The 20656-nt window shown below is 70.7% G+C and carries 22 protein-coding genes; 7 read left to right on the top strand and 15 right to left on the bottom strand.

Annotated features, from left to right (window positions below):
- Nucleotides 1–39: 39 nt before the first annotated feature.
- The 9 genes from ACWENQ_RS09430 to ACWENQ_RS09390 are packed head-to-tail and all read right to left on the bottom strand — an operon-like array spanning nt 40 to nt 7977.
- Entirely contained in the window at nt 40–1218 is a 1179-nt protein-coding gene (locus ACWENQ_RS09430; RefSeq protein ID WP_449921924.1) for a kynureninase, read from the bottom strand.
- Nucleotides 1215–2183 (bottom strand): amidohydrolase family protein, encoded by a 969-nt coding sequence (locus ACWENQ_RS09425; protein ID WP_452413541.1) that lies wholly within the window; start codon nt 2181–2183, stop codon nt 1215–1217. Before ACWENQ_RS09425 ends, ACWENQ_RS09430 begins: the two co-directional genes overlap by 4 nt.
- 4 nt (nt 2184–2187) lie before the next feature.
- The gene (locus ACWENQ_RS09420; RefSeq protein ID WP_452413539.1) at nt 2188–2700 is read right to left on the bottom strand and encodes a 3-hydroxyanthranilate 3,4-dioxygenase; all 513 of its coding nucleotides are present in this window, start codon (nt 2698–2700) and stop codon (nt 2188–2190) included.
- Nucleotides 2697–3107 (bottom strand): RidA family protein, encoded by a 411-nt coding sequence (locus ACWENQ_RS09415; protein ID WP_354909478.1) that lies wholly within the window; start codon nt 3105–3107, stop codon nt 2697–2699. The genes ACWENQ_RS09420 and ACWENQ_RS09415 overlap by 4 nt, the downstream gene beginning before the upstream one ends.
- Nucleotides 3107–3817 (bottom strand): 2-keto-4-pentenoate hydratase, encoded by a 711-nt coding sequence (locus tag ACWENQ_RS09410; protein ID WP_452413538.1) that lies wholly within the window; start codon nt 3815–3817, stop codon nt 3107–3109. The genes ACWENQ_RS09415 and ACWENQ_RS09410 overlap by 1 nt, the downstream gene beginning before the upstream one ends.
- Complete coding sequence (gene dmpG / locus ACWENQ_RS09405) at nt 3814–4818, bottom strand: 4-hydroxy-2-oxovalerate aldolase (RefSeq protein ID WP_449921932.1); 1005 nt, start codon at nt 4816–4818, stop codon at nt 3814–3816. The genes ACWENQ_RS09410 and dmpG overlap by 4 nt, the downstream gene beginning before the upstream one ends.
- Nucleotides 4815–5786 carry an acetaldehyde dehydrogenase (acetylating) gene (locus ACWENQ_RS09400; RefSeq protein ID WP_449921934.1) on the bottom strand — a complete coding sequence of 324 codons (972 nt, stop codon included), beginning with the start codon at nt 5784–5786 and terminating at the stop codon, nt 4815–4817. Before ACWENQ_RS09400 ends, dmpG begins: the two co-directional genes overlap by 4 nt.
- Complete coding sequence (locus tag ACWENQ_RS09395; RefSeq protein ID WP_452413536.1) at nt 5783–6577, bottom strand: 2-keto-4-pentenoate hydratase; 795 nt, start codon at nt 6575–6577, stop codon at nt 5783–5785. Before ACWENQ_RS09395 ends, ACWENQ_RS09400 begins: the two co-directional genes overlap by 4 nt.
- On the bottom strand, nt 6574–7977 hold the full coding sequence (locus tag ACWENQ_RS09390) for an aldehyde dehydrogenase family protein (protein ID WP_452413805.1): 1404 nt from the start codon (nt 7975–7977) through the stop codon (nt 6574–6576). The genes ACWENQ_RS09395 and ACWENQ_RS09390 overlap by 4 nt, the downstream gene beginning before the upstream one ends.
- 48 nt (nt 7978–8025) lie before the next feature.
- On the opposite strand from ACWENQ_RS09390, the gene ACWENQ_RS09385 reads away from it, so the two are divergent.
- The 4 genes from ACWENQ_RS09385 to ACWENQ_RS09370 all read left to right on the top strand — a co-directional run bounded on the left by ACWENQ_RS09385 (nt 8026) and on the right by ACWENQ_RS09370 (nt 10684).
- The gene (locus ACWENQ_RS09385) at nt 8026–8784 is read left to right on the top strand and encodes an IclR family transcriptional regulator (protein WP_449921939.1); all 759 of its coding nucleotides are present in this window, start codon (nt 8026–8028) and stop codon (nt 8782–8784) included.
- 122 nt (nt 8785–8906) lie between these two features.
- A complete protein-coding gene (locus ACWENQ_RS09380; RefSeq protein WP_452413535.1) occupies nt 8907–9425 on the top strand; it encodes a VanZ family protein in 519 nt (172 codons plus the stop codon).
- Between the two features lie 173 nt (nt 9426–9598).
- Nucleotides 9599–10351 (top strand): GntR family transcriptional regulator, encoded by a 753-nt coding sequence (locus tag ACWENQ_RS09375; protein WP_354909459.1) that lies wholly within the window; start codon nt 9599–9601, stop codon nt 10349–10351.
- A 117-nt stretch (nt 10352–10468) separates the two neighbouring features.
- On the top strand, nt 10469–10684 hold the full coding sequence (locus ACWENQ_RS09370; protein ID WP_452413533.1) for a hypothetical protein: 216 nt from the start codon (nt 10469–10471) through the stop codon (nt 10682–10684).
- Nucleotides 10685–10903: 219 nt separating this feature from the next.
- Here the strand turns inward: ACWENQ_RS09370 and ACWENQ_RS09365 are convergent, their stop codons facing one another.
- Nucleotides 10904–11920, bottom strand: coding sequence for a hypothetical protein (locus ACWENQ_RS09365; protein ID WP_452413531.1), 1017 nt, complete (start codon nt 11918–11920; stop codon nt 10904–10906).
- 211 nt (nt 11921–12131) lie between these two features.
- On the opposite strand from ACWENQ_RS09365, the gene ACWENQ_RS09360 reads away from it, so the two are divergent.
- Complete coding sequence (locus ACWENQ_RS09360; RefSeq protein ID WP_452413530.1) at nt 12132–12653, top strand: gamma carbonic anhydrase family protein; 522 nt, start codon at nt 12132–12134, stop codon at nt 12651–12653.
- On the opposite strand, the gene ACWENQ_RS09355 is transcribed toward ACWENQ_RS09360, so the two are convergent.
- The gene (locus ACWENQ_RS09355; protein ID WP_449921943.1) at nt 12625–13515 is read right to left on the bottom strand and encodes a hypothetical protein; all 891 of its coding nucleotides are present in this window, start codon (nt 13513–13515) and stop codon (nt 12625–12627) included. The genes ACWENQ_RS09360 and ACWENQ_RS09355 overlap by 29 nt on opposite strands.
- A 45-nt stretch (nt 13516–13560) precedes the next feature.
- Here ACWENQ_RS09355 and ACWENQ_RS09350 point away from each other — a divergent pair, with 45 nt between their 5' ends.
- Both ACWENQ_RS09350 and ACWENQ_RS09345 read left to right on the top strand, forming a co-directional pair.
- Nucleotides 13561–15711, top strand: a complete 2151-nt coding sequence (locus ACWENQ_RS09350; RefSeq protein WP_452413528.1) for a hypothetical protein — start codon at nt 13561–13563, stop codon at nt 15709–15711.
- Between the two features lie 195 nt (nt 15712–15906).
- Nucleotides 15907–16068 (top strand): hypothetical protein, encoded by a 162-nt coding sequence (locus ACWENQ_RS09345; RefSeq protein ID WP_354909446.1) that lies wholly within the window; start codon nt 15907–15909, stop codon nt 16066–16068.
- An 86-nt stretch (nt 16069–16154) separates the two neighbouring features.
- Here ACWENQ_RS09345 and ACWENQ_RS09340 read toward each other — a convergent pair whose 3' ends face one another.
- The 4 genes from ACWENQ_RS09340 to ACWENQ_RS09325 form a co-directional block, all read right to left on the bottom strand.
- Nucleotides 16155–16436: a metal-sensitive transcriptional regulator gene (locus ACWENQ_RS09340; RefSeq protein ID WP_183653791.1), complete on the bottom strand. Its 282-nt coding sequence runs from the start codon at nt 16434–16436 to the stop codon at nt 16155–16157.
- Between the two features lie 17 nt (nt 16437–16453).
- The gene (locus tag ACWENQ_RS09335) at nt 16454–17515 is read right to left on the bottom strand and encodes a glycosyltransferase (protein ID WP_354909444.1); all 1062 of its coding nucleotides are present in this window, start codon (nt 17513–17515) and stop codon (nt 16454–16456) included.
- Entirely contained in the window at nt 17512–18342 is an 831-nt protein-coding gene (locus ACWENQ_RS09330) for a hypothetical protein (RefSeq protein ID WP_449921949.1), read from the bottom strand. The genes ACWENQ_RS09335 and ACWENQ_RS09330 overlap by 4 nt, the downstream gene beginning before the upstream one ends.
- 140 nt (nt 18343–18482) lie before the next feature.
- Nucleotides 18483–20576 (bottom strand): (Fe-S)-binding protein, encoded by a 2094-nt coding sequence (locus ACWENQ_RS09325; protein ID WP_452413526.1) that lies wholly within the window; start codon nt 20574–20576, stop codon nt 18483–18485.
- Nucleotides 20577–20656: the final 80 nt, after the last annotated feature.

The raw sequence follows: 20656 nt of genomic DNA, 5'->3' as shown, positions 1-20656 counted from the left end.
CCGGTACGGCGCGGCGGGCCTGCCAAGCCGATGGGTCGCTCAGGTGACGGCGAGCCGCTGGGCGTACTTCTCGTCCCGCCACAGCTCCTTGTCCAGCACCTCCAGCAGCGTCTGGGCCGCGTCGTAGACGTCCACGTGCCGGATGTAGAGCGGCGCGAAGCCGAAGCGGAGGATGTCGGGCGCCCGGAAGTCGCCGTGCACGCCCCTGTCGATCAGCGCCCGCATCACCGGGTAGCCGTCGGGGTGATAGAAGCTGACCTGGCTTCCCCTGTGTCGCGGGTCGCGCGGGGAGGCGGGCTCCAGCGCGTCGCCGACCAGGTCCATGAACAGCGAGGTCAGCTGCACGCTCTTGGCCCTGACCAGGTCCATGTCGACGCGCTCCCACACGTCGAGCGCGGCCTCGAGCGCGGCGAACGACAGCACGTGCGGCGTGCTGACGGTGAAGCGCCTGATGCCGTCGGCGGGGCGGAAGCGCGGCTCGAAGGCGAACGGCTCGGCGTGGCTATACCAGCCGGACAGCACGTTCTCGGCGGCCTCGTGGTGGCGCGGGTTGACGTAGAGGAAGGCGGGAGCGCCGGGACCCCCGTTGAGGTACTTGTAGGTGCAGCCGAGCGCGAAGTCGGCCTGCGAGACGTCGACGCGCAGCGCGCCCACGCTGTGGCAGACGTCCCAGATCATCAGCGCGCCCGCCGCCTGGACGCGCGCGGTCACCTCGGCCACGTCGTACCGCTCGCCCGTGCGGTAGTTCACCTCCGACAGCAGCACGGCGGCCACGTCGTCGCCGACTCCCTCGGAGAAGTCGCGCACCTGGCAGCCGAGCCCCTCGAGGATGTAGTTGTCGGTCGGGAAGTTGGTCACGTCGGCCACCACCACGGGCCGTGAAGGCCGCAGCCGCATCGCGGCGGCCACCGCCTGGTGCACCGCGATCGACGTGGTGTTGCCCACCACCACCGTTCCAGGGCCCGCGCCGATCAGCGGGGCCAGCCGGTCACCGGTGGTGAGCGGCTGGGCGTACCAGCCGGCGCTGTTCCATCCGCCGACCAGCTCGCGGCCCCACTCCTCCTCGACCGCCCTGCGGACCCGCTCGGACGCACGGCGGGGCAGCGCGCCGAGAGAGTTGCCCACGAGGTAGATCACGCCCTCGGGCAGCACGAACTCGTCCCTGAACTCCCGCAGCGGGTCGGCCGCGTCAAGAGCCCGACATTCTTCACGATTCACGGTGTTTCTCCAAGAAAAGCCTCGGCATTGCCTCCCAGGATCCTGGCGCGCGCCTGGTCGGAGAGGAAGCCCGCGCCGCTGACCAGCCGCCCCACGGGGGACTCGCCGAGCGGATACGGGTAGTCGGAGCCGAGCATCACACGGTCCTCCCCCAGCGTGTCGACCAGCAGCCGCAGCGCCCGCTCGTCGAAGACGACGGAGTCGACGCTGAAGCGGTCGAGGTAGTGCGAAGGGGGATGCTCCGAGGTGCCGATGACATCGCTCCTGCGGTGCCACGCGTTCTCGAAGCGGCCCAGCCAGAAGGCGAACGAGCCGCCTCCGTGGGCGAAGCAGATCCGCAGCGTCTCCGGCACGCGGTCGAAGACGCCACCGAGGATCATCGCCAGGATCGACAGGTGGGTCTCGGCCGGCATGCCGACCAGCCACTGCGCCATCCACCTGTCGAGCCTCGGCCCCGTGGGCATGTCCCACGGGTGGACGAAGACGGGCACGTTCCTGGCCGCGCAGTGCTGAAGGAACTGCACGACCCCCTCGTCGTCGAGGTCCCTGTCGCCGACGTGGTTGCCGATCTCGACGCCCCGGTGACCGGCCGCCAGACACCGGTCGAGCTCCTCGCAGGCCAGGTCGGGATCCTGCAACGGCACCTGGCAGAACGGGATCAGCCGATCGCCGTCGCAGATCTCCAGCGCCAGGTCGTTGAAGATCCGCGCGACGTTCGCGGCCTGCTTTGCCGGGCGGTCGTAGGCGAAGAACACCGGCGTCGGGGAGACGACCTGCCGGTCCACGCCCATCGTCGCCAGACGCACCTCGGGATCCCAGCAGTCGTCCTGGATCCTGCGGAAGTCGCGGTCGTTGACGACGATCATCGCCTCGCGCTCGGAGTCGATCCGCAACCGGGGCGCGCCGGGCCAGCCCAGGTCGGGCCAGCCCTTGGCGACGTAGTGCGTGTGGACGTCGACGATCACGCGGTCAGCCCTTGCCGGGGTGCTGGGCGCCGCAGTTGTCGCAGGTGCGCGCCTTCTCGTCGGAGTAGAACGCCTCGAAGACCGGCGGCAGGTCCTTGACGATGTCGCGGACCTGGAGCTCGACCTCGTGGACCATGGCGGCGCACTGCTGGCAGTACCACCTGAACTTCTCCAGCGTGCCCTCCGGCCTGATGCGCTCGATCACCAGGCCGACGGAGTCGGCCTCGCGCTGCGGGGAGTGCGGCAGGTTGCCCGGCAGCAGCCACATCTGGCCTTCGCGGATGTGGACGGTGTCGGGTCCTTCCGGAGTCATGACGTTGAGGTGCATGTTCCCCTTGATCTGGAAGAACAGCTCCTCGTACGGGTCGACGTGGAAGTCGGTGCGCTGGTTGGGGCCGCCGACGACCATGACGATGAAGTCGTCCGCCTGCTCGAAGACCACCTTGTTGCCCACAGGCGGCTTGAGCAGGTGGGCGTGCTCGTCGATCCACTTGGTGAAGTCGATGGGCGGGATCATGCGCGCTCCTTGGGTGAGTAGGCGACGGCCTGCATCTCGATGAGCAGGTGCGGGTGCGGCAGTTGATGGACGGCCACCGTGGTGCGCGTGGGCCCGGTCTCGTCGAAGAACTCGGCGTAGACCTCGTTGTAGCCCTTGAAGTCGTTCATGTTGACCAAGTACGTGGTGATCTGTACCAGGTCGGCGAGGTCGGCTCCAGCCGCGCGCAGGATGTCGCCGATGTTCTCGATCACCGCTCTGGTCTGCGCGCGGATGTCGAGGTCCGTGGTGCCCAGCTCGTCGACCTCCACACCGGCGAAGGTGTTGTCGGGCCGCCTGGAGCTGGTCCCCGACACGTAGAGGAAGTCGCCCGCCCGCCTGACGTGCGGGAACCTCCCCCTCGGCGTGGCCTTTCCCTCGACCAGCATCACAGCGTCACCTGCCCAAGTCGCTGGATCTCCACCCGCACGTGCGCGCCGGCCCGCAGCGGCTCGGCGGGCGTGGCGGCGCCCGCCAGGAGGATGGCGCCCTCCTCGATCACCAGCCCCACCCGGGCGGCCAGCCGGGCCGCCTCGACGATCGCCCTGCGCGGGTCGCCGAGGATCGCCGCCGTCGACCCGACGTGCACCGGCCGCCCGTCGATCTCGAAGATCACACCGAGGTTCCAGTCGTCGACGTCGTAGGGCCGCCACGGCCCGATCGCGTAGCCCGCCGCCGAGGTGTTGTCGGCGATGACGCTCTCCAGCGAGAACCTGAAGTTCTCGTAGCGGGAGTCGATCACCTCGATGCCCGCCGCGACCGCGGCCACGGCGCCGGGCCGCCGGGCGTCCTCGACGCTCTCGATCCTGCGCCCGACCAGGTAGACCACCTCGGGCTCGACCCTCGGATGGATGTAGGCGCCGTGGTCGATCTCGGCCATCGACGGCGTCAACCGGCCCAGGATGAGGTCGTCGACCTCCATCTGGCGGCGCTTGGCCTCGCTGGTGAAACCCAGCTTGACGCCCGACAGCGGCTCGCCGCGCAGGGCGACGACCTCGGCCTGGATCTCGTAGGCGGTGGCGACGTCGAGCCCGTCCCCGGGCTGGGGAATGGGCATCCTGGTGCGCGCGGCCTCGTGCAGCGCCTGCGCCAGCTTCATTTCGTCAGGTCCAATGCGATGTCGACGATCATGTCCTCCTGGCCGCCGACCATCCCGCGGCGGCCGGCCTCGGCCAGGATCTCGCGGGTGTCGACGCCGTACCGCTGCGAGGCCGCCTCCGCGTGCCGCAGGAAGCTGGAGTAGACGCCCGCGTAGCCGAGCGTCAGCGTCTCCCTGTCGACCCGTACGGGGCGGTCCTGCAAGGGCCGCACCAGGTCGTCGGCGGCGTCCATGAGCGCGTAGAGGTCGCAGCCGTGCTGCCAGCCCATGAGGTCGGCCACGGCGACGAACACCTCGAGCGGCGCGTTCCCCGCGCCCGCCCCCATCCCGGCCAGGGAGGCGTCCACGCGGGTGCAGCCGTTCTCCACCGCGACCACCGAGTTGGCCACGCCCAGGCTGAGGTTGTGGTGGGCGTGGATGCCGATCTCCGTCTCGGGCCTGAGCGCGTCACGGTAGGCCCTGATCCGCTCCCTCGCGCCGTCCATGGTGAGGCCGCCGCCGGAGTCGGTGACGTAGACGCAGTGCGCGCCGTACGACTCCATGAGCTTGGCCTGCGCGGCGAGGACCTCGGGCGGGGCCATGTGCGACATCATCAGGAACCCCGCGACGTCCATGCCGAGCTCGCGGGCGGTGGCGATGTGCTGGGCGGAGATGTCGGCCTCGGTGCAGTGCGTGGCGATCCTGACCGAGGTGACGCCCAGCGCGTGAGCCTTCCTGAGGTCCTCGATGGTGCCGATGCCCGGTAGCAGCAGCGTGGTGAGCCTGGCGTTCGTGACGGCACCCGCGACGGCCTCGATCCACTCCTCGTCGGTGTGCGCGCCGGGGCCGTAGTTGAAGCTGCCGCCCGCCAGGCCGTCGCCGTGCGCGACCTCGATCGCCGCCACGCCGGCCGCGTCGAGCGCGGCGGCGACGGCGGTGGCCTGGTCGAGCGTGTAGCGGTGGCGGATGGCGTGCATGCCGTCCCGCAACGTCACGTCCTGCAGGTAGATGCGCGGGCTCATGCCCAGCCCTCCTCGTCGCTCGACCCCGCGTGACCGGCCGGCGCGGCGACCGGTACGGCCGCGGCGGTCTCCGCGAGCCGTTCGGCGGTGCGCAGGGCGGCCGCGGTCATGATGTCGAGGTTCCCCGCGTAGGCGGGCAGGTAGTGGGCCGCCCCCTCCACCTCCAGGAAGACGCTCACCTTCACCCCGCCCCGCGCCCCGTTGGCCAGCGTCCACACCGGCTCGTCGGCCGACACGGGCGTGAACTGCACCTCCTGCTTCAGCCGGTACCCGGGCACGTACTCCTGCACCGAGGCCACCATGGCGGCCACCGAGGCTGCCACCTCGTCCTCCTCGCAGGAGTCCACGAGGCAGTAGACGGTGTCCCGCATGATCAGCGGCGGCTCCGCCGGGTTCAGCACGATGATCGCCTTGCCCCGCCGCGCACCGCCCACCTGCTCCAGCGCCCTGGCCGTCGTCACCGTGAACTCGTCGATGTTGGCCCGGGTGCCCGGCCCCGCCGACTTCGAGGCGATCGAGGCCACGATCTCCGCGTAGGCGACCCCGGCCACCCTCGACACCGCGGCCACGATCGGGATCGTGGCCTGGCCGCCGCACGTCACCATGTTCAGGTTGGGCGCCGACAGGTGGGCGTCGAGGTTGACCGAGGGCACCACGTAGGGGCCGAGCGCGGCGGGCGTGAGGTCGATGACGCGCTTGCCGTACGACTGGACGACGGCGGCGTTGTGCGCGTGGGCGCCCGCCGAGGTGGCGTCGAGCACCAGGTCGACCGACTCGAAGGACGGCAGCGACACCAGCCCCTCGACCCCGGCTGAGGTCGTCTCCAGGCCCCTGCGCCGCGCCCTGGCCAGGCCGTCCGAGGCGGGGTCGATGCCCGCCATGGCCACGACCTCGACCTTCTTCGAGAGCAGGGCCTTGAACATCAGGTCGGTCCCGATGTTCCCCGAGCCGATGATCGCCAGCCTCATGCGAACACCGCCCGCACCGAGCCGAGACCGTCGATGACCGCCTCGAACACGTCGCCCTCCTCGACCGGCACGACGGGGCCGAGCGCGCCGGTCAGCACGACGTCTCCCGCGCGCAGCGGGTAGTCGGTGCCGCCGAGCGTGTCGGCGAGCCAGACCGCCGCGTTCAGCGGGTGGCCCATGCACGCCGCGCCCGCCCCGGTCGACACCTCCTGACCGCGCCTGGTCATCGTCATCCCCGCCAGGCGCAGGTCGAGCCCGCGCAGGCCCACCGGCGTGTTGCCGAGCACGAAGGCGCCGCTGGAGGCGTTGTCGGCGATGGTGTCGGCCAGGGTGATGTCCCAGTCGGCGACGCGCGAGTCGACGATCTCGATGGCGGGCAGCGCGAAGTCCACCGCCCTGATCACCTCGGCCACCGTGAAGGGCCCGCCCACCAGGTCGTGTGCCAGGACCAGGGCGACCTCCGCCTCCGCCCGCGGCTGCAGGAACCTCTCGTACGGCACCGGCAGCCCGTCGAGGTAGGCCATGTCGGCGAACAGCACGCCGAAGTCGGGCTGGTCCACCCCGAGCTGCTTCTGCACGGCGAGGTTGGTCAGCCCGATCTTGCGCCCGACCAGCCTGCGTCCCTCGTCGAGCGCCCGGCGCGTGTTGATCTCTTGGACGGCGTAGGCCTCCTCCGCCGTGCTCACCAGGTCCCTGACCGGAGCGCACGGTTTGCCCGAGCGCTGGGCTTCGAGCAGCCGGTCGGCCGCCTGGGTGCGAACGTCCACGGCCTCGGCCCACTCGTCGTTCATGCGCCACCTTCCAGCTTGATCGTGATCGTGGTCGGTTCGGAGTAGAAGTCCAGCGACTGGGTGCCGCCCTCCCGGCCGATGCCCGACAGCTTGACGCCGCCGAACGGGGTGCGCAGGTCGCGCAGGTACCACGTGTTGACCCAGACGAGCCCCGCCTCCAGCCGGCGCGCGACCCGGTGCGCCCGGTCGAGGCCGGTCGTCCACACGGTGGCGGCCAGGCCGTAGTCGGAGTCGTTGGCCAGCGCGACGGCCTCGTCCTCGGTGTCGAACGGCGCCACGTGGCAGACCGGCCCGAAGATCTCTTCCCTGTTGAAGCGGGAGGACTCGGGCAGTCCGGTGACCACCGTGGGCTCGACGAAGTACCCGGGGCCTTCGGGGGCGCCGCCACCGGTCAGGAACTTGGCCCCCTCGTCGCGGGCCAGCGCGTAGTACGACAGCACCTTCTCCCGGTGCTGCGCCGAGATCATCGGCTGCGGGGTGACGGTGGCGGCCCGCTCGGCCAGCAGGGCGCAGAACTCCTCGAAGACGGGCCGCTCGACGTAGAGGCGCTCGGTGCACAGGCACACCTGGCCGCCGTTGGTGAACACCGACCGCACGCTGCCCTCGACCGCCTTGCCGAGGTCGGCGTCGGCGAAGACCAGGCCGGCGTTCTTGCCGCCGAGCTCGAAGGAGATCGGCTTCACCCGGTCGGCGACCGACTTCATGATCGCGGTTCCGGTGCGGGTGGAGCCGGTGAAGGTCACCCCGTCGACCCCTTCGTGCGAGACGAGGAGCCGGCCCGACTCGCCGTACCCGTGGATCACGTTGACCACACCGGGCGGCAGTCCCACGGAGGCGCAGATCTCGGCGAAGAGGGCGGCCGAGCCGGGGGTGTTCTCCGACGGCTTGACCACGACGGTGTTGCCCGCGACCAGCGCCGGGCCCAGCTTCCAGGTCATCAGCAGGAACGGCAGGTTCCACGGCACCACGACCGCGACCACGCCCAGCGGCCGGCGCACGGTGTAGCTGAGGACGTCGGGCAGGTGGAAGGCCTCGGCCGGGCGCTGCGCGGCGATCTCGGCGAAGGCGCGGAAGTTGGCCGCGCCGCGCGGGATGTCGAGCGTGCGGGTCTGCTCCAGCGGCTTGCCCGTGTCGGCGATCTCGGCGGCCACCAGGTCGTCGAACCGCGCCTCGATCCCGTCGGCCAGGCGGCGCATCCACGCGGCCCGCTCGGCCATCGGCAGCGCGGCCCAGTCCGGCGCGGCCGCGCGGGCGGCGCGCACGGCCCGGTCGACCACCGCCTGGTCCGCCTCATGGACCTGACGAACCACCTGTCCGGTCATGGGATCGTAGGATGGGAACGGCTCGCCCTCCGCCACCCAGGATCCGCCGATGAAGTGGGCTACCTGCTCAAATGACATCATCCCTCCACCAAGGGGTATAGAACTTCCCGGCGGTTTCGGACAAGAATGCGTTCCGTGACACGGAACTCCGACCGGCTGTCGATGCTGGAGAAGTCATGGCTCGTCCTGGACGCGTTCCGGCCGAGCGGCGGCCCGCTCCGGCTGATGGACGTCGCCCAGCACTGCCACCTCCCCAAGACCACCGCCTTCCGGCTGCTCACCGAGCTGACCGAGATCGGCGCCGTCGCACGCAGGGAGGACGGGTACTACCTCGGCCGCCGGTTGTTCGAGCTCGGTAGCATCGTCCCTCTCGAACGCGACCTGCGCCACGCCGCCCTGCCGTTCATGCACGACCTCTACGAGGCCACCCGCGAGACGATCCACCTGGGCGTGCGCGACGGCTTCGACGTGGTCTACGTCGAGAAGATCCGCGGCCACGAGTCGTTCTCGCTGCCCTCGCGGGTGGGCGGACGGCTGCCGCTCACCTGCACCGGGGTCGGCAAGGCGCTGCTGGCCTACTCGGGCCCCGCGTTCATCGAGGAGGTCCTCGGGCGACCGCTGCGCAGGCTCACCCCGCACTCGATCGTGGACCCCAAGCGGCTGGAGGAGGCCCTCGGGCAGATCCAGGCGGCGGGCCTGGCCTACGAGCGGGAGGAGGCGCAGCTCGGCGGCGCCTGCATCGCGGCGCCGGTCTTCCGCGCGGGCGCCGCGGTGGCGGCGCTGTCGGTGTCGGTGCCGCTGGCCCGTTTCCATCCCACCCGGCTGGCGCCAGCGGTCAAGACGGCCGCACTGGGTGTGTCCAGGGCGCTCACCCGGGCGATCTAGCCGGCGCGTCCGGTCACCGACCGTGGCCGGCGTTCCGGCGCCGGCGGGCCCGGAACTTGTCCCACACCCGCCGATATTTGGCTGCCCTTTCGGACACTTTTCCGTACCTGCATTATTGCCCCGTGGGCCAAACCTGGGATTTGTGGGGACATGTCATCATCGCGGGGCTGTTGGGGGTTCCGCTGGCCGTCCTGGCGGCGCTGGCGCTCACCCGGGCGCGCCGCAGGCGCGGGCACCCCGCTCCGGCCCGCACCGCCGTCGCCGACGTCGGCATCGTCGCGGGCACGGCCCCCTGGATCTGGATGATCCTCACCCCGGCAGGCGGTCGGAGCGGCGTCAATCTCGTGCCGTTCGCCGACCTGACCTGGATCGCCTCCGCGCCTCCCGCGACCGTGTTCGTGCAGGTCGGCGGCAACCTGCTGGTCTTCGCCTGCCTGGGTGCGCTGCTTCCGGTCCGGTCGACCCGCTTCGCGAGCCTGGCCCGCGTGGCCGCCGTGGCGGCGGCCGCCTCCACGACCGTCGAACTGCTGCAGTACGGCCTGCGCCTCGGCCGCTACTCCTCGATCGACGACGTCTTGATCAACACGGTGGGGGCGATTCTTGCCGCGCTGATTACTCGCCGCTGGTGGGGGTCCAGATAGTGGCCAGGACCGTTCCACAGTAACGGCCCGCGAAAACTCGCGACGGTCACCACACGGGCACGATCCACTCAAAAGAAGCTCGGGACCATCCTGCGTATCTGTGCGATCGTGGACAAGGCGGGGCAAGTTCTCTGGAGACGCCAAACCTGGTTGGTGACAGAGGGTGATCAAACGTGTCTGAATCCCCGGTACCTCAGGAGCCCCCGATCTATCGACGGATCGCCGACGGCCTGCGCGCCAGGATCCTGTCCGGCGAACTGCGTGACGGGGAGCGACTACCGGGCGAGAACGCGCTCATGGCAGAACACGGAATCGCTCGCGCCACCGCCCGCCAGGCGCTGGCCGTGCTGATCAATGAAGGGCTGGCAGTGCCGAAGCGAGGTTCTGGGGTCTACGTCCGACAGTTCAAGCCGATCCGCAGGCACGGATCACGACGCCTGTCCCGCGAGCAGTGGGGTCAGGGACGGGCCATCTGGGACGCCGACACCCGCGGCCGCCCCTTCACCGTGGACGCGGTGGAGGTGGCCCGCGGGCGCGCCGACGAGGCGACCGCCGGCGTCCTCGACAGCACCGAGGTGTGGATCAGGCGCCGCCGGTACTCGGTCGACGCCCGGCCCGTCCAACTGGCCACGTCCTACTTTCCGGCCGACCTGGTGGAGGGCAGCGCCATCACGTTGCCGGACACCGGGCCCGGCGGCGTCTACGCCCGGCTGCGCGACCTCGGCCTGCCACCCGCGCACTTCACCGAGGAGGTGCGCGCCCGCATGCCGCAGCCCGGGGAGGCGGGCCTGCTGGAACTGCCCGCGGGCACTCCGGTGATCGTGATCTCCAGGACCGCCTACACCGCGGGTGGTCTGCCCGTCGAATACAACGAGATGGTCCTTGACTCCGCGTCCTACGTACTCCAGTACGACTTCGACGCGTAGGTCAAGCTGATTTGTCAAGCGATAGGTTGACCTGTCCCCTGCGATCATTGATTTCTCTAGAGATGTGGCGCACCTTCTAAGAGGAAGCGGAAGTGGGGACCCGGAAAGGGTGACCAGATGTCCTTTGACCGGGATCTCGCCGAGATCGCCCTGGAGTACCCCCACTGGACCATCTGGCGGAGCGACGCGGGCCGCTGGTGGGCCACCCGGCACCACCCGCTGAGCGCGGAGCAGCGCGATGCGGGATGTGCCATGACCATCGACGCCGACGACCCTGAGGGCCTCCGCGAACAGTTGAGGGATCAGGAGAGGCGGGCAGGGCCCGCCCCTTAGCGCGCGTGCTGTGGATCGTTCTAGGCGGGGGATCCACGGCACGCGCCCCGGCCTCGTCCCGAGGCCACGAGCAGCCCGGTGCCGGGTTCAGCGTCTCGGCGGCTCCGGCACCGGGCCCCCAGGCGCGGAAGTCTCCGACCCTATCGGGGGCGGGGGCTTCCGCCCCGGCTTTCTCTCCCGGCCCCGCCCGCCCAGCGGGACGTGAGCCGGCGCGCGCCGCTACTTGTGCGCCAGCGTGCCCAGGTTGACGTCGGTGTCCTCGGAGACCGGAGCGACCTGGGGCTGTTCCTCCACCGCGTCGGCCGGCTCGTCCTCGACGATCACCCGCACCTCGTCGACCTCCTCGGCCGCGGGCTCGACCACCGGCTCGACGGCGGGCTCCAGCATCGGGATCAGCGGCCCCGCCGCGTTCTCCCTGCGCATCAGGTCGCCGAGCACCGAGGTGATCTCGTTGAGGCGCCTGACCACCTCGCCGTGGGTGTCGGTGAGGTAGGTGACCCGCCGTCCCGCGTGCTCGTCGAGCGCGTTGACGCGCTGCTCGGCGGCGGAGAGCGCGGCCTGCGCCTGACCCTGGGCGGCGGCCAGCGTCGCCTCGGCCTCGGCCCGCGCCGCCGTCACCGTGGACTCGGCCTCCTGCCGCGCGCCCTCGACGGTCTGCTCCGCCTCCGCCCTGGCCGCCGTGAGCATCCTGTCGGCCTCGGCGTGGGCCACGCGCACCGCCTCTTCCGCCTCGGCCCGCGAGGTGGTCAACGTCTCCTCCGCGTCCGCGCCCGCCTGGGCCAGCATGCGCTCGGCCGCACCGGTCGCCTCGCCCACCCGGCGCTCGGCCTCGGCCTGCGCGCTGGTCAGGATGTTGTCGGCGGTCTCACGCGCCGAGGAGACCATCCGCTCGGCTTCCATGGTGGCCGTCTCGCGCACCCTTCTGGCCTCGGACTCGGCGTCCTCCCGCTTGGCGGCCGCCTCCTCCTCGCCCAGCTTGAGGATCTGGGCGAGCCGCGGGCTGAGGTCGTCGTAGCTCTGCGGCGCCTCGACCATCCGGCGTCTGGCCTCGGCGAGCTCGGCACGGCCCTGCTCCGCCTGGTCGATCGCTCGTGCCAGCCGCTCCTCCAGATCCCTGATCTGGTTGCGGGAGCGGATCACATAGTCGTTCACCTGACGGCGGCTGTAGCCGCGCATGACGGTTTCGAAGACGTCTTCCTGCATCAGGTCGGGAAAGCTCTCGTGCTGGTTTGTCATGAGGAGTACCTAGGTGGGGAGCTTGCGGTTTGTGAGGGTCCGACAACGACGTGTCAGGAGACGACTTTCCTGCCATCTGCCCAAGTCCGCAACCCGAACGCCATACCTGCCCGGAGAATCCTGATGGGAAACGCGCGCTGTGCGCCTGCTCAGATGCCGCCGAGCCGGCCAGGCACGATCCTCTCAGGACGCGGCCACTACGATGGTCAAGATGTACATCGCAGCCCTGGATGACGGTGCAATTCCTGACATTCACCCAGACGCATATATCGCGCCGGGCGTGGTCGTCGTCGGGAATGTCACAGTAAGCCGTGGAGCCAACATCTGGTACGGCTCGATCCTGCGCGGCGACGACGAGCGCATCGAGGTCGGCGAGGAGTGCAACGTTCAGGACCTGTGCTGCCTGCACGCCGACCCCGGCGAGCCCGCCGTACTCGAACCACGCGTGAGCCTCGGCCACAAGGCCATGGTCCACGGCGCCCACGTCGAGACCGGCGCGCTGATCGGCATCGGCGCGATCGTGCTCGGCGGCGCCCGGATCGGGGCGGGCAGCCTGGTCGCGGCCGGCGCGCTGGTCGGCCCCGGCAAGAAGATCCCCTCAGGCGTGCTCGTGGCGGGCGTGCCCGGCAGGGTGGTCCGCGAGCTCACCGACGACGACAGGGCGAGCTTCGCGCAGACCCCCGACCGGTACATGGCCAAGGCGCTCAGGCACCGGCGGGCTTCAGCAGTTTGATCAGCACGTCGTCAGGGGCCTTCATCAGGTCCGCCTCCGGCGTGGCGGGCCGCAGGAAGCGCACGTAGTCGACGGTCATCCTGAGGTCAGGCCTGCCCTTGATCGTCCTGGTGGCGTTGGCCTTGGCGGCGTCCTTCTTCAGCGCGCCGTAGCCGTCCCAGTCGGTGTAGCCGGTCACGCCCCACTCCAGCACCTTCGGCAGGTCGGGCCGCAGCCATCGCTGTCCGACCTTCCACGTGCCGCCGTCCTCCTTGTACAGCGCGGACACGACGGCGCCCGTCCTGGCGAGGATCAGCTCCGTCCAGCCGGCGCCGACCCGCACCTCCTTCGGCTTGGAGGCGCCGTCCACGGTCTCCTTCAACTCCACCCCTTCGGCCTTGTCCCCCGTGCCGGTGGTGACCGAGATCCAGTTCGGCTTGTCGTTGGACCGCGGCACGCGCAGCATCGCGCCGCCGAGGGAGAACTTGCGCCGGGGCGTGCCGCCCTTCCTGCCCTCGACCTTGAGCCTGGTGTGCAGGACGATGTCGCCGGCCAGCTCCTGGTAGACGAACGGGCCGCGGAAGGCGTCGAACCAGGTGGAGGTCGTGGGCTCCAGGTAGAGGGCACCCTTCGCGGTGCCGTCCACGTCGAGCTTGGCGAGCCGGTCCGGGTCGCCCTGGGTGTCGCTCAGCTGGCTCCAGACGGCGAGCTCGGCGGCGCTGGAGAACTCGCTGGAGGCCGAGCCCACCTCGCCGCCTGGGTCCGGGGCGCGCACGTCGGCCGCGGTGAGCGCCTTCGGCGCGGGAGGCCGGCTCGACGCCGCCGTGCCGCACCCGGCCAGGGCACAGGCGGCAAGCAGGGACACCGCGATCTTGGCTCTCATAATGGGACATTCTTGCGCGTCGCGGCGTCGGGCTACGATGCCGCCATGCGGTTCACGGCCATCGAGGCGGACGTCCGCGCCATGGTCTCAGACGCGCGCTGGGCGACACTCCCCCTCCCGACCAGGGCCAACGCCATCGCATCCCGAGCCCTGGCCACACCCGACGGCGGCAGGTGGATCTTCGGCGCGCACGCCCGCTGGTACCTCCAGGACCCAGGCGACGGCCGCTGGCACCTGTCGGCGCCGCCGCGCAACAGCCCCGCCCGCCTCGATCGCCACACCGGCGTCCTGCTGCCGCACCTGGTGCCCACCGGCCCCGACTTCGCCGCCGGACGCTGGTCCAGCCAGGCCTTCGTCGGCCCCGACGTGCCGCCGGCGCTCACCGCGGAGATCCGCGCGCTGGTCAGGGCGAACGGCAGGCGCTCGGTCGACGACTACCCGCTGACCTCCTTCCGCGACGTCTTCGCGAGCGACGTGCCGAGCACCGTGGCGGCGATCTGGGCGGCGATCATGTGGTGCGCCTACGCGCCCGCCTTCGACGGCAACGAGCAGCTCCTCTCGGTGTTCGGCGAGTACCTGGGCCGCCCGCTGCCGGGCGACGAGTGGGTGCGCTGGCTGCCGTCCCCGCCACTGAAGTCCCTCGTCACCCTGTACGGCGAGCGCGTCCGCGCCGGCGCGCCCCGATCGGCGTTGCGCCTGGCCGCCCTCATGGCCGACACGGCGGGGATCCTGCGCGCCGACGCGCGCTTCCGTCCCCGGGCCGAGGCGCTCATCGCGATGCTGGAGCCGGCGCTGCGCAACCCCTCCCTGGACCACCAGACGGCCACGGGCCCCCTGCCCCGCCCGACCCCCGCCCCGCCGTACGGGCCAGGCGGGCCTCACGGGCCAGGCGAGCCTCACGGGGCCGCCGCGCCCTACGGGCCAGGCGCATCTCACGGGCCAGGCGGGTCGCACGGGGCCGCCGCGCCGTACGGGCCCGCCACCGGGTCGTTCCCTCCACCGCCTCCCGTCGGGACCACCGGCGCCTTCCCACCACCGCCTCCCGTCGGGACCACCGGCGGCTTCCCGCACGCCGCGGGCCATGGCACGGGCGGCCCGCCCCCGGCCGCCTGGCGCTCCACCGCGGGCGGGAGCGCGCCCGGCTACCAGGGCGCCGTGCCCTCCGGCCTCCACCAGCCGCCGCCCACGACCACGGAAGGGGCCGCACCTGGCTCCTGGGGCGATCCGAGCGGCCGGACAGGCTCCTGGCGCGACCCGGACACCACGACCGGTCCCTGGATCGAAACGGGCGTCACAACGGGCCCCTGGCGGGACGCCGGCCCCACAGCTGGCCCCACAGCCGGACCCACAGCCGGCTCCCAGAGCGGGACGACCGGCCCAGCGCACGGAACCGGCCCCGCGACAGGCGCGTGGATCGAAACGGGCGCCATGACCGGCCCCTCGCGCGAAACCGGCCCCTCGCGCGAAACCGGCTCCCACGGCGGGACGGGCGGCGCAGACCATGGATCCGGCCCCACCACCGGCTCCTGGAGTGGAGCCGGCGCCGCGACCGGCCCCTGGCGAGAAACCGGCCCCTGGCGGGAAGCCAGCGCCACAGCCGGCTCCCGGACACCGAGCGGGGCCTCTCAGGGCGGCGTGGGCGGCGCTCAGGGCGGCGTGGGCGGGGCCGCAGCCGAGGCGGCGACCCGGAACGGGGCCGCCGCCGACAAGGCCCTGCGGCGGGCCTGGCTGTCCAGGGTGCCCGAGCACCTGGCGCGTGCCGTCCTGGCCGAGACCGACCCGGGCGAGCACTTCCGCCACACGGTCGGCGACCTCCTGGAGGCCGTGGCCTTCTCGTCAGATCCGCACCGGACGGCCGCCGCCCTGCTCGCCGCCGACCACGCCGACGCCCCCGAGGGCCTGCCGACCGTGGTCGCCTGGCTGGATCATCGCCTGCGCCACGCGCTCCGCGTCCAGTTGGCCGCGCCGCGCGGCGAGCAGACCGAGCCCGACGGGTTCGAGGTGGGCCCCCGCTGGCTCGACGCCGTACCGCCGACCAGGGACGGCGCGGCCGCGGTGCTGGGCGCCGCCTACGCGGCGGGGCTGGCGTGGTGCCGGCTGACCCGTACGCCGGTGCCCGAGCGCGGTTTCCCCGGGGCCGCCGCGATCGTGCACAGGTTGATCCATGAGCGCGACGATCCCCATCTAAACCACTAATCTCGCTATTTCACCCTTACTCGGTAAATATCACTCTTGGAACGGTATTCGCCGAATTGTGATCTCGGTTTCGGGAAATGATCCTTGTGGGGGCAGGATGGCGCCGCAAGGAATGACCCCGATGGGCCATGTCGCCAGAAGAGCCTCCGCCGTAACCTCGAAGAGGGTGTGGGCTGCGGAAGGAAGGACGACGCGGTGGGGCACGACGACCTGGACTCTCGGGTTCACGACCGTGTCGCGTTGGACGAGATTGCGCTCTACGCCGAGGTTCTGTCCGCCGTAGCCATCAGTGAACGGCGGCTCACCTTGGATGAGCTCGACGACGCGCTCGGATTGCGGACTTCGGCGAGCCGCTGAAGACCATCACATTGACCTAGTCCCGGACTCCCGCGGGGTCCGGGACACGGTTTTTCGGATGGTTCACCGAAGCCCGGAATGACTAGTCACGAACGAACGAGCCGCGCGATCGCCGCGGACGCCTCCTTGACCTTCGCCTCCGCCTCCGGCCCGCCGGTGTTGATCGCGTCGGTCACGCAATGGGAGATGTGCTCCTCCAGCAGCCCGAGCGCCACCGCCTGAAGCGCCCGCGTGGCCGCCGAGACCTGGGTGAGGATGTCGATGCAGTAGGCGTCGTCCTCCACCATGCGCTGCAGGCCCCGGATCTGACCCTCGATACGCCGCAGGCGGGTCAGATAGGCCTGCTTGTCTCCGCTGTACCCATGCATGCATCAAAGGTACCCAGTCAGCGCAGTTCGGCGATCAGCTCTTCCCAGAGCGTCGCGACCGCGTCCGCCGAGTGCCGGGAGGCGGTGTCGAGCGCTCCCGCGGCGAGCGACCTGCGCCTGCGGTCGTCGTCGATCAGCGTGAGCAGCGCCGCTGCGTACATCTCGATCTCGCCGTCGGGCACGAGGACGCCGTTGTAGCCGGTGATGATGTACTCGGCCGGGCCGCGGGCGCCGTCGAAGCCGACGACCGGCACGCCGCAGCCCATCGCCTCCAGGACCGCCATCCCGAGCGTCTCGGCCCGCGAGGTGGTGGCCACGATGGACGCCTTGGCGAACTCCCCCGCCAGGTCGGGCGTCGTCCCCATGAAGTAGACGTGGTTGTGCAGGTCGAGGTCGCGCACCAGGTCACGCAGCCGGCGTTCCTCCGGGCCGCCGCCGTACAGCCGCAGCCGCCAGTCGGGCCGCTTGTCGGCCACGATCGCGAACGCCCTGATCAGCCGGTCGTAGGCGCGGGTGGCGACCCAGCGCCCGCCGGTGGCCACGATCCTGTTGTCCATCCTGGACCGCGGCCACAGCCCGCCGGGCAGCGCGTCGGGCACCGTGAGGACGGCGGGGGCGGCGCCCAGCAGCCGCTCCCAGTCCGCCCGCCCGCTGTCCGTGGCCGTCACCACCGCGTCGAGCCGCGGGTAGAACCGCTGCACCGGCCCCGGTACGGCAGGCCGCCCCCACTCCCGCGCGATCTTGAGCGTCTCCTTCGGCGCGTATCTGGCCGCCTGGACACTGATCGGTGGCCGGGTGGTGACCAGAACGTCACTCTTGAGCGTGCGAAGCAACCGCCACAGCGCCACCTCCGTGCGCATCTGACCGCGCGGCAGCAGATGCCTGGCACCCGGCCTGGCGTCGACGAGCGTGCGCATCCGCACCTTGCCGCTGACGGCGAAGAACGGCTTCTCCTTCTGCCGCCTGACGCTGATCACCTCGACCTCGTGCCGCTCGGCCAGGTCGGAGGCCAGGTTGAGGGTGGAGCGGACGTCGCCGCGCATGCCGTACGCGGAGGGGAGCACGAAGCTGACCTTCACACGCCCACCTCGATCCGCAGCTCGTCGTCGGCGGTGTAGCAGGGCCGGACGGGCACGCCGTCCACGCGCATCGCCGGGTAGTGGAGGCGGCCGCGCTTGCCGTCCACGTCGTCGAGCCGGGAGGCCAGCCGCAGCGGGCGGGGAACGCCTTCCACCTCCAGCGACGGTTCCCACGTCCCCACGCCCTCGGGGTCGGCGGCGACCACGTCGACCAGCGAGACGGCGGCGTGGAAGCGCACCCCCTGCACGGTCGCGGCGGCGGCCACGGTCGCGGCGTCCTTCCCGTCCCCGGGAGGGTCCTTGACCGGGGCGGGCTGCCTGCGGCGCAGGGCGATCCTGGCCTCGTGCCTGGAGTCGTCGTCGTCGAGCCCCGTGTAGGCCAGCAGGCCCGTCACCTCGAACCGGCCCTCCCTGAACCAGACCGCCCGCACCTCCGCGGCCGGCTCGGCGTCGGAGACCCTGAGCGCGAGGTAGCCGTTCCTGGTGCGGTAGGCCCGGTAGGCGACGGTCCGCTTCGACAGCGCGTAGGTGTCGAGATGGTCGAGGGAGAAGCCGGGGTCGACGCTCCTGATGCGGCTCCTGCCGTCCTCCTGCCGCAGGTAGGTGTCCCAGCGGCCGGCCCCCAGGGTCAGCGGCGCGAGGGAGACCGCGAGCGTGGCGTCACGCGCCCGCACCGCCGTCGTGGCGAGCGCGACCTCCCGTTCCACGCCTGTCGCGCGGTGGCGCAGCACCAGCTTGGTGCCCGGGTCCAGCGGCCCTTCGATGGCGAGTCGCAGGGAGAGCACGTCAGCCAGGGTGACTTCCGCGTCCGTCACGACGACGCGCATCAGCAGCCCCCTCCCCGTCGAATGAAGCCATGCGACGTTGAGGTTACCGTGATTTTCCCGTTATGTGGAGAAAGGTTTTCGGCTTCGTCGCGCGTCTGACATGGGAAAGTCCGCAACACAGGGTGTTGCGGACTTCCGACTCAGCCCTTGACTGACTTGATCAGCAACTGGGCCACGTCCACGACTTCGAGCGTCTCCTTGGCCTCGCCGTTGTTCTTCTTCTCGTTGATCGCGTCGCCGAGCATCACCATGCAGAACGGGCAGGCGGTGGAGACGGTGTCCGGGTTCGTGGTCAGCGCCTCGTCCACCCGCTCGGTGTTGATGCGCTTGCCGATGCGCTCTTCCATCCACATGCGGGCGCCACCGGCTCCGCAGCAGAAGCCCCTGTCCTTGTGCCGGTGCATCTCCTGGGTCTGCACGCCGGGGACCTTCGACATGATGTCGCGCGGCTGGCTGTAGACCTTGTTGTGGCGGCCGAGGAAGCACGGGTCGTGGTAGGTGATCTTCTCCTCGATCGGGGTGATCGGGGTGAGCTTGCCCTCGTCCACGAGCTTGGCCAGCAGCTGGGTGTGATGCACGACCTCGTAGGTGCCGCCGAGCTGCGGGTACTCGTTGGCGAGGGTGTTGAAGCAGTGGGGGCAGGTCGCGACGATCTTCTTGACGCCCGCCTCGTTCAGCGTCTCGATGTTCTGCTGGGCGAGCATGTTGAACAGGAACTCCATGCCCAGGCGGCGGGCCGGGTCACCGGTGCACGCCTCGGCGGGGCCGAGCACCGCGAACTTCACGCCCGCGATGTGGAGCAGCTCGGCGACGGCCTTCGTGGTCTTCTTCGCCCGGTCCTCCAGGGCGCCCGCGCAGCCGACCCAGAACAGGTACTCGGTGTCCTCGGGCATCTTCTCGTCGATGAGCGTGACCTCGAAGTCGAGCTCCGCGATCCAGTCGGCCCGCTTCATCTCGGACATGCCCCACGGGTTGCCCTTGTTCTCCAGGTTCTTCACCATCACGCCCGCCTCGGACGGGAACGACGACTCGACCATCACCTGGTAGCGGCGCATGTCGAGGATGTGGTCGATGTGCTCGATGTCGACCGGGCACTGCTCGACGCAGGCGCCGCAGTTGGTGCACGACCACAGCACGTCCGGGTGGATGACGCCTTCCTCGCCGACCAGCGGCTTCTCCAGCAGCGCGAGCACGTCGGTGTCGGCGTGGCTGGTGTCGCCCTGCAGCAGGTACGGCGCGACCTTGAAGGCGTGGTCACGCTGGTCGAGGATGAGCATCTTCGGCGACAGCGGCTTGTCGGTGTTCCACGCGGGACACTGCGACTGGCAGCGGCCGCACTCGGTGCAGGAGTAGAAGTCGAGGAAGCCCTTCCAGGTGGTGTCGCCGATCTTGCCGCGGCCCAGCCGTTCGGGGTCGAGGTCCTCGTCCTCGAAGTCGACGGGCTTGCCGTCGACGCGCAGCTCCGGCGCGCCGCCGAGCCCGTCGGGCCGGCGCGAGAACAGCACGTTCAGCGGCGCGGTGAAGATGTGGAGGTGCTTGGAGTTCACCACGATGACGAGGAACACCAGCATGAAGCCGATGTGCAGCAGCAGCGCGATCTCTTCGAGCAGGGAGCTGGCCGGCAGCACCTCGCCCAGGGCCAGCGACACGAACGCGCCACCGTCGTAGGGGAGGTTGCCGTTGGCCGCCGCCGCGCCGCGGGCGAGGAACAGCGTCCAGATGATGTTGAAGATCATGAACAGCACGAGCCACGCGCCACCGAGGTGCGAGCCGGAGAAGCGCGACTTGCGGCCCAGCGTCTTCGGGGAGTTCTTGATCCGGATCGCCGCGAACGCGATCAGGCCGAGCACGCAGGCCACCGCGATGAAGTCCTGCAGGAAGCCCAGCACCGACCACTGCCCGATGAGCGGGATGTGGAAGTCAGGCCGGCCGGTGATCGCGCCCTGGATGATCGCGCCGTAGGCCTCGATGTAGACGGTCAGCAGGATGAAGAAGGCCCACATGACGAAGAAGTGCGCGACACCCGAAGGCGTCCACTTCAGCAGCTTCTTCTGCCCGAAGACCTCGACGAGCTGCGCCTTGACCTCGGTGCCCACGTTGTCCTTGGCGTACTGGACGCGCTCGGGCGCGGGTGGGCCCACCGTGGCGAGCTTGAACAGGAACAGTGTCCGGCGGCCCGCGACGGCGACCGCTGCCACGGTCATCGCGAGCCCGATGATGGCGACCCAGAGCACGTGTCCTCCCACAGACTGCGTTGGCTGCCCACTATCCTACCGACGGGTAACTTTTGGTCGGTACGGCACCGCGACCATAG

The sequence above is a fragment of the Nonomuraea sp. NPDC004354 genome, assembly GCF_053602555.1.
Note: the sequence above shows the minus strand (reverse complement) of the source record. Positions and strands in the feature narration are given on the sequence as shown.

What these genes read in the sequence shown, in the direction of transcription:
- dmpG (WP_449921932.1), bottom strand. Translation starts at nt 4,818, where the DNA reads ATGAGCCCGCGCATCTACCTGCAGGACGTGACGTTGCGGGACGGCATG.
- ACWENQ_RS09360 (WP_452413530.1), top strand. Translation starts at nt 12,132, where the DNA reads ATGTACATCGCAGCCCTGGATGACGGTGCAATTCCTGACATTCACCCA.
- ACWENQ_RS09365 (WP_452413531.1), bottom strand. Translation starts at nt 11,920, where the DNA reads ATGACAAACCAGCACGAGAGCTTTCCCGACCTGATGCAGGAAGACGTC.
- ACWENQ_RS09420 (WP_452413539.1), bottom strand. Translation starts at nt 2,700, where the DNA reads ATGATCCCGCCCATCGACTTCACCAAGTGGATCGACGAGCACGCCCAC.
- ACWENQ_RS09370 (WP_452413533.1), top strand. Translation starts at nt 10,469, where the DNA reads ATGTCCTTTGACCGGGATCTCGCCGAGATCGCCCTGGAGTACCCCCAC.
- ACWENQ_RS09330 (WP_449921949.1), bottom strand. Translation starts at nt 18,342, where the DNA reads ATGCGCGTCGTCGTGACGGACGCGGAAGTCACCCTGGCTGACGTGCTC.
- ACWENQ_RS09400 (WP_449921934.1), bottom strand. Translation starts at nt 5,786, where the DNA reads ATGAGGCTGGCGATCATCGGCTCGGGGAACATCGGGACCGACCTGATG.
- ACWENQ_RS09350 (WP_452413528.1), top strand. Translation starts at nt 13,561, where the DNA reads ATGCGGTTCACGGCCATCGAGGCGGACGTCCGCGCCATGGTCTCAGAC.
- ACWENQ_RS09410 (WP_452413538.1), bottom strand. Translation starts at nt 3,817, where the DNA reads ATGAAGCTGGCGCAGGCGCTGCACGAGGCCGCGCGCACCAGGATGCCC.
- ACWENQ_RS09340 (WP_183653791.1), bottom strand. Translation starts at nt 16,436, where the DNA reads ATGCATGGGTACAGCGGAGACAAGCAGGCCTATCTGACCCGCCTGCGG.
- ACWENQ_RS09395 (WP_452413536.1), bottom strand. Translation starts at nt 6,577, where the DNA reads ATGAACGACGAGTGGGCCGAGGCCGTGGACGTTCGCACCCAGGCGGCC.
- ACWENQ_RS09385 (WP_449921939.1), top strand. Translation starts at nt 8,026, where the DNA reads ATGCGTTCCGTGACACGGAACTCCGACCGGCTGTCGATGCTGGAGAAG.
- ACWENQ_RS09415 (WP_354909478.1), bottom strand. Translation starts at nt 3,107, where the DNA reads ATGCTGGTCGAGGGAAAGGCCACGCCGAGGGGGAGGTTCCCGCACGTC.
- ACWENQ_RS09390 (WP_452413805.1), bottom strand. Translation starts at nt 7,977, where the DNA reads ATGTCATTTGAGCAGGTAGCCCACTTCATCGGCGGATCCTGGGTGGCG.
- ACWENQ_RS09355 (WP_449921943.1), bottom strand. Translation starts at nt 13,515, where the DNA reads ATGAGAGCCAAGATCGCGGTGTCCCTGCTTGCCGCCTGTGCCCTGGCC.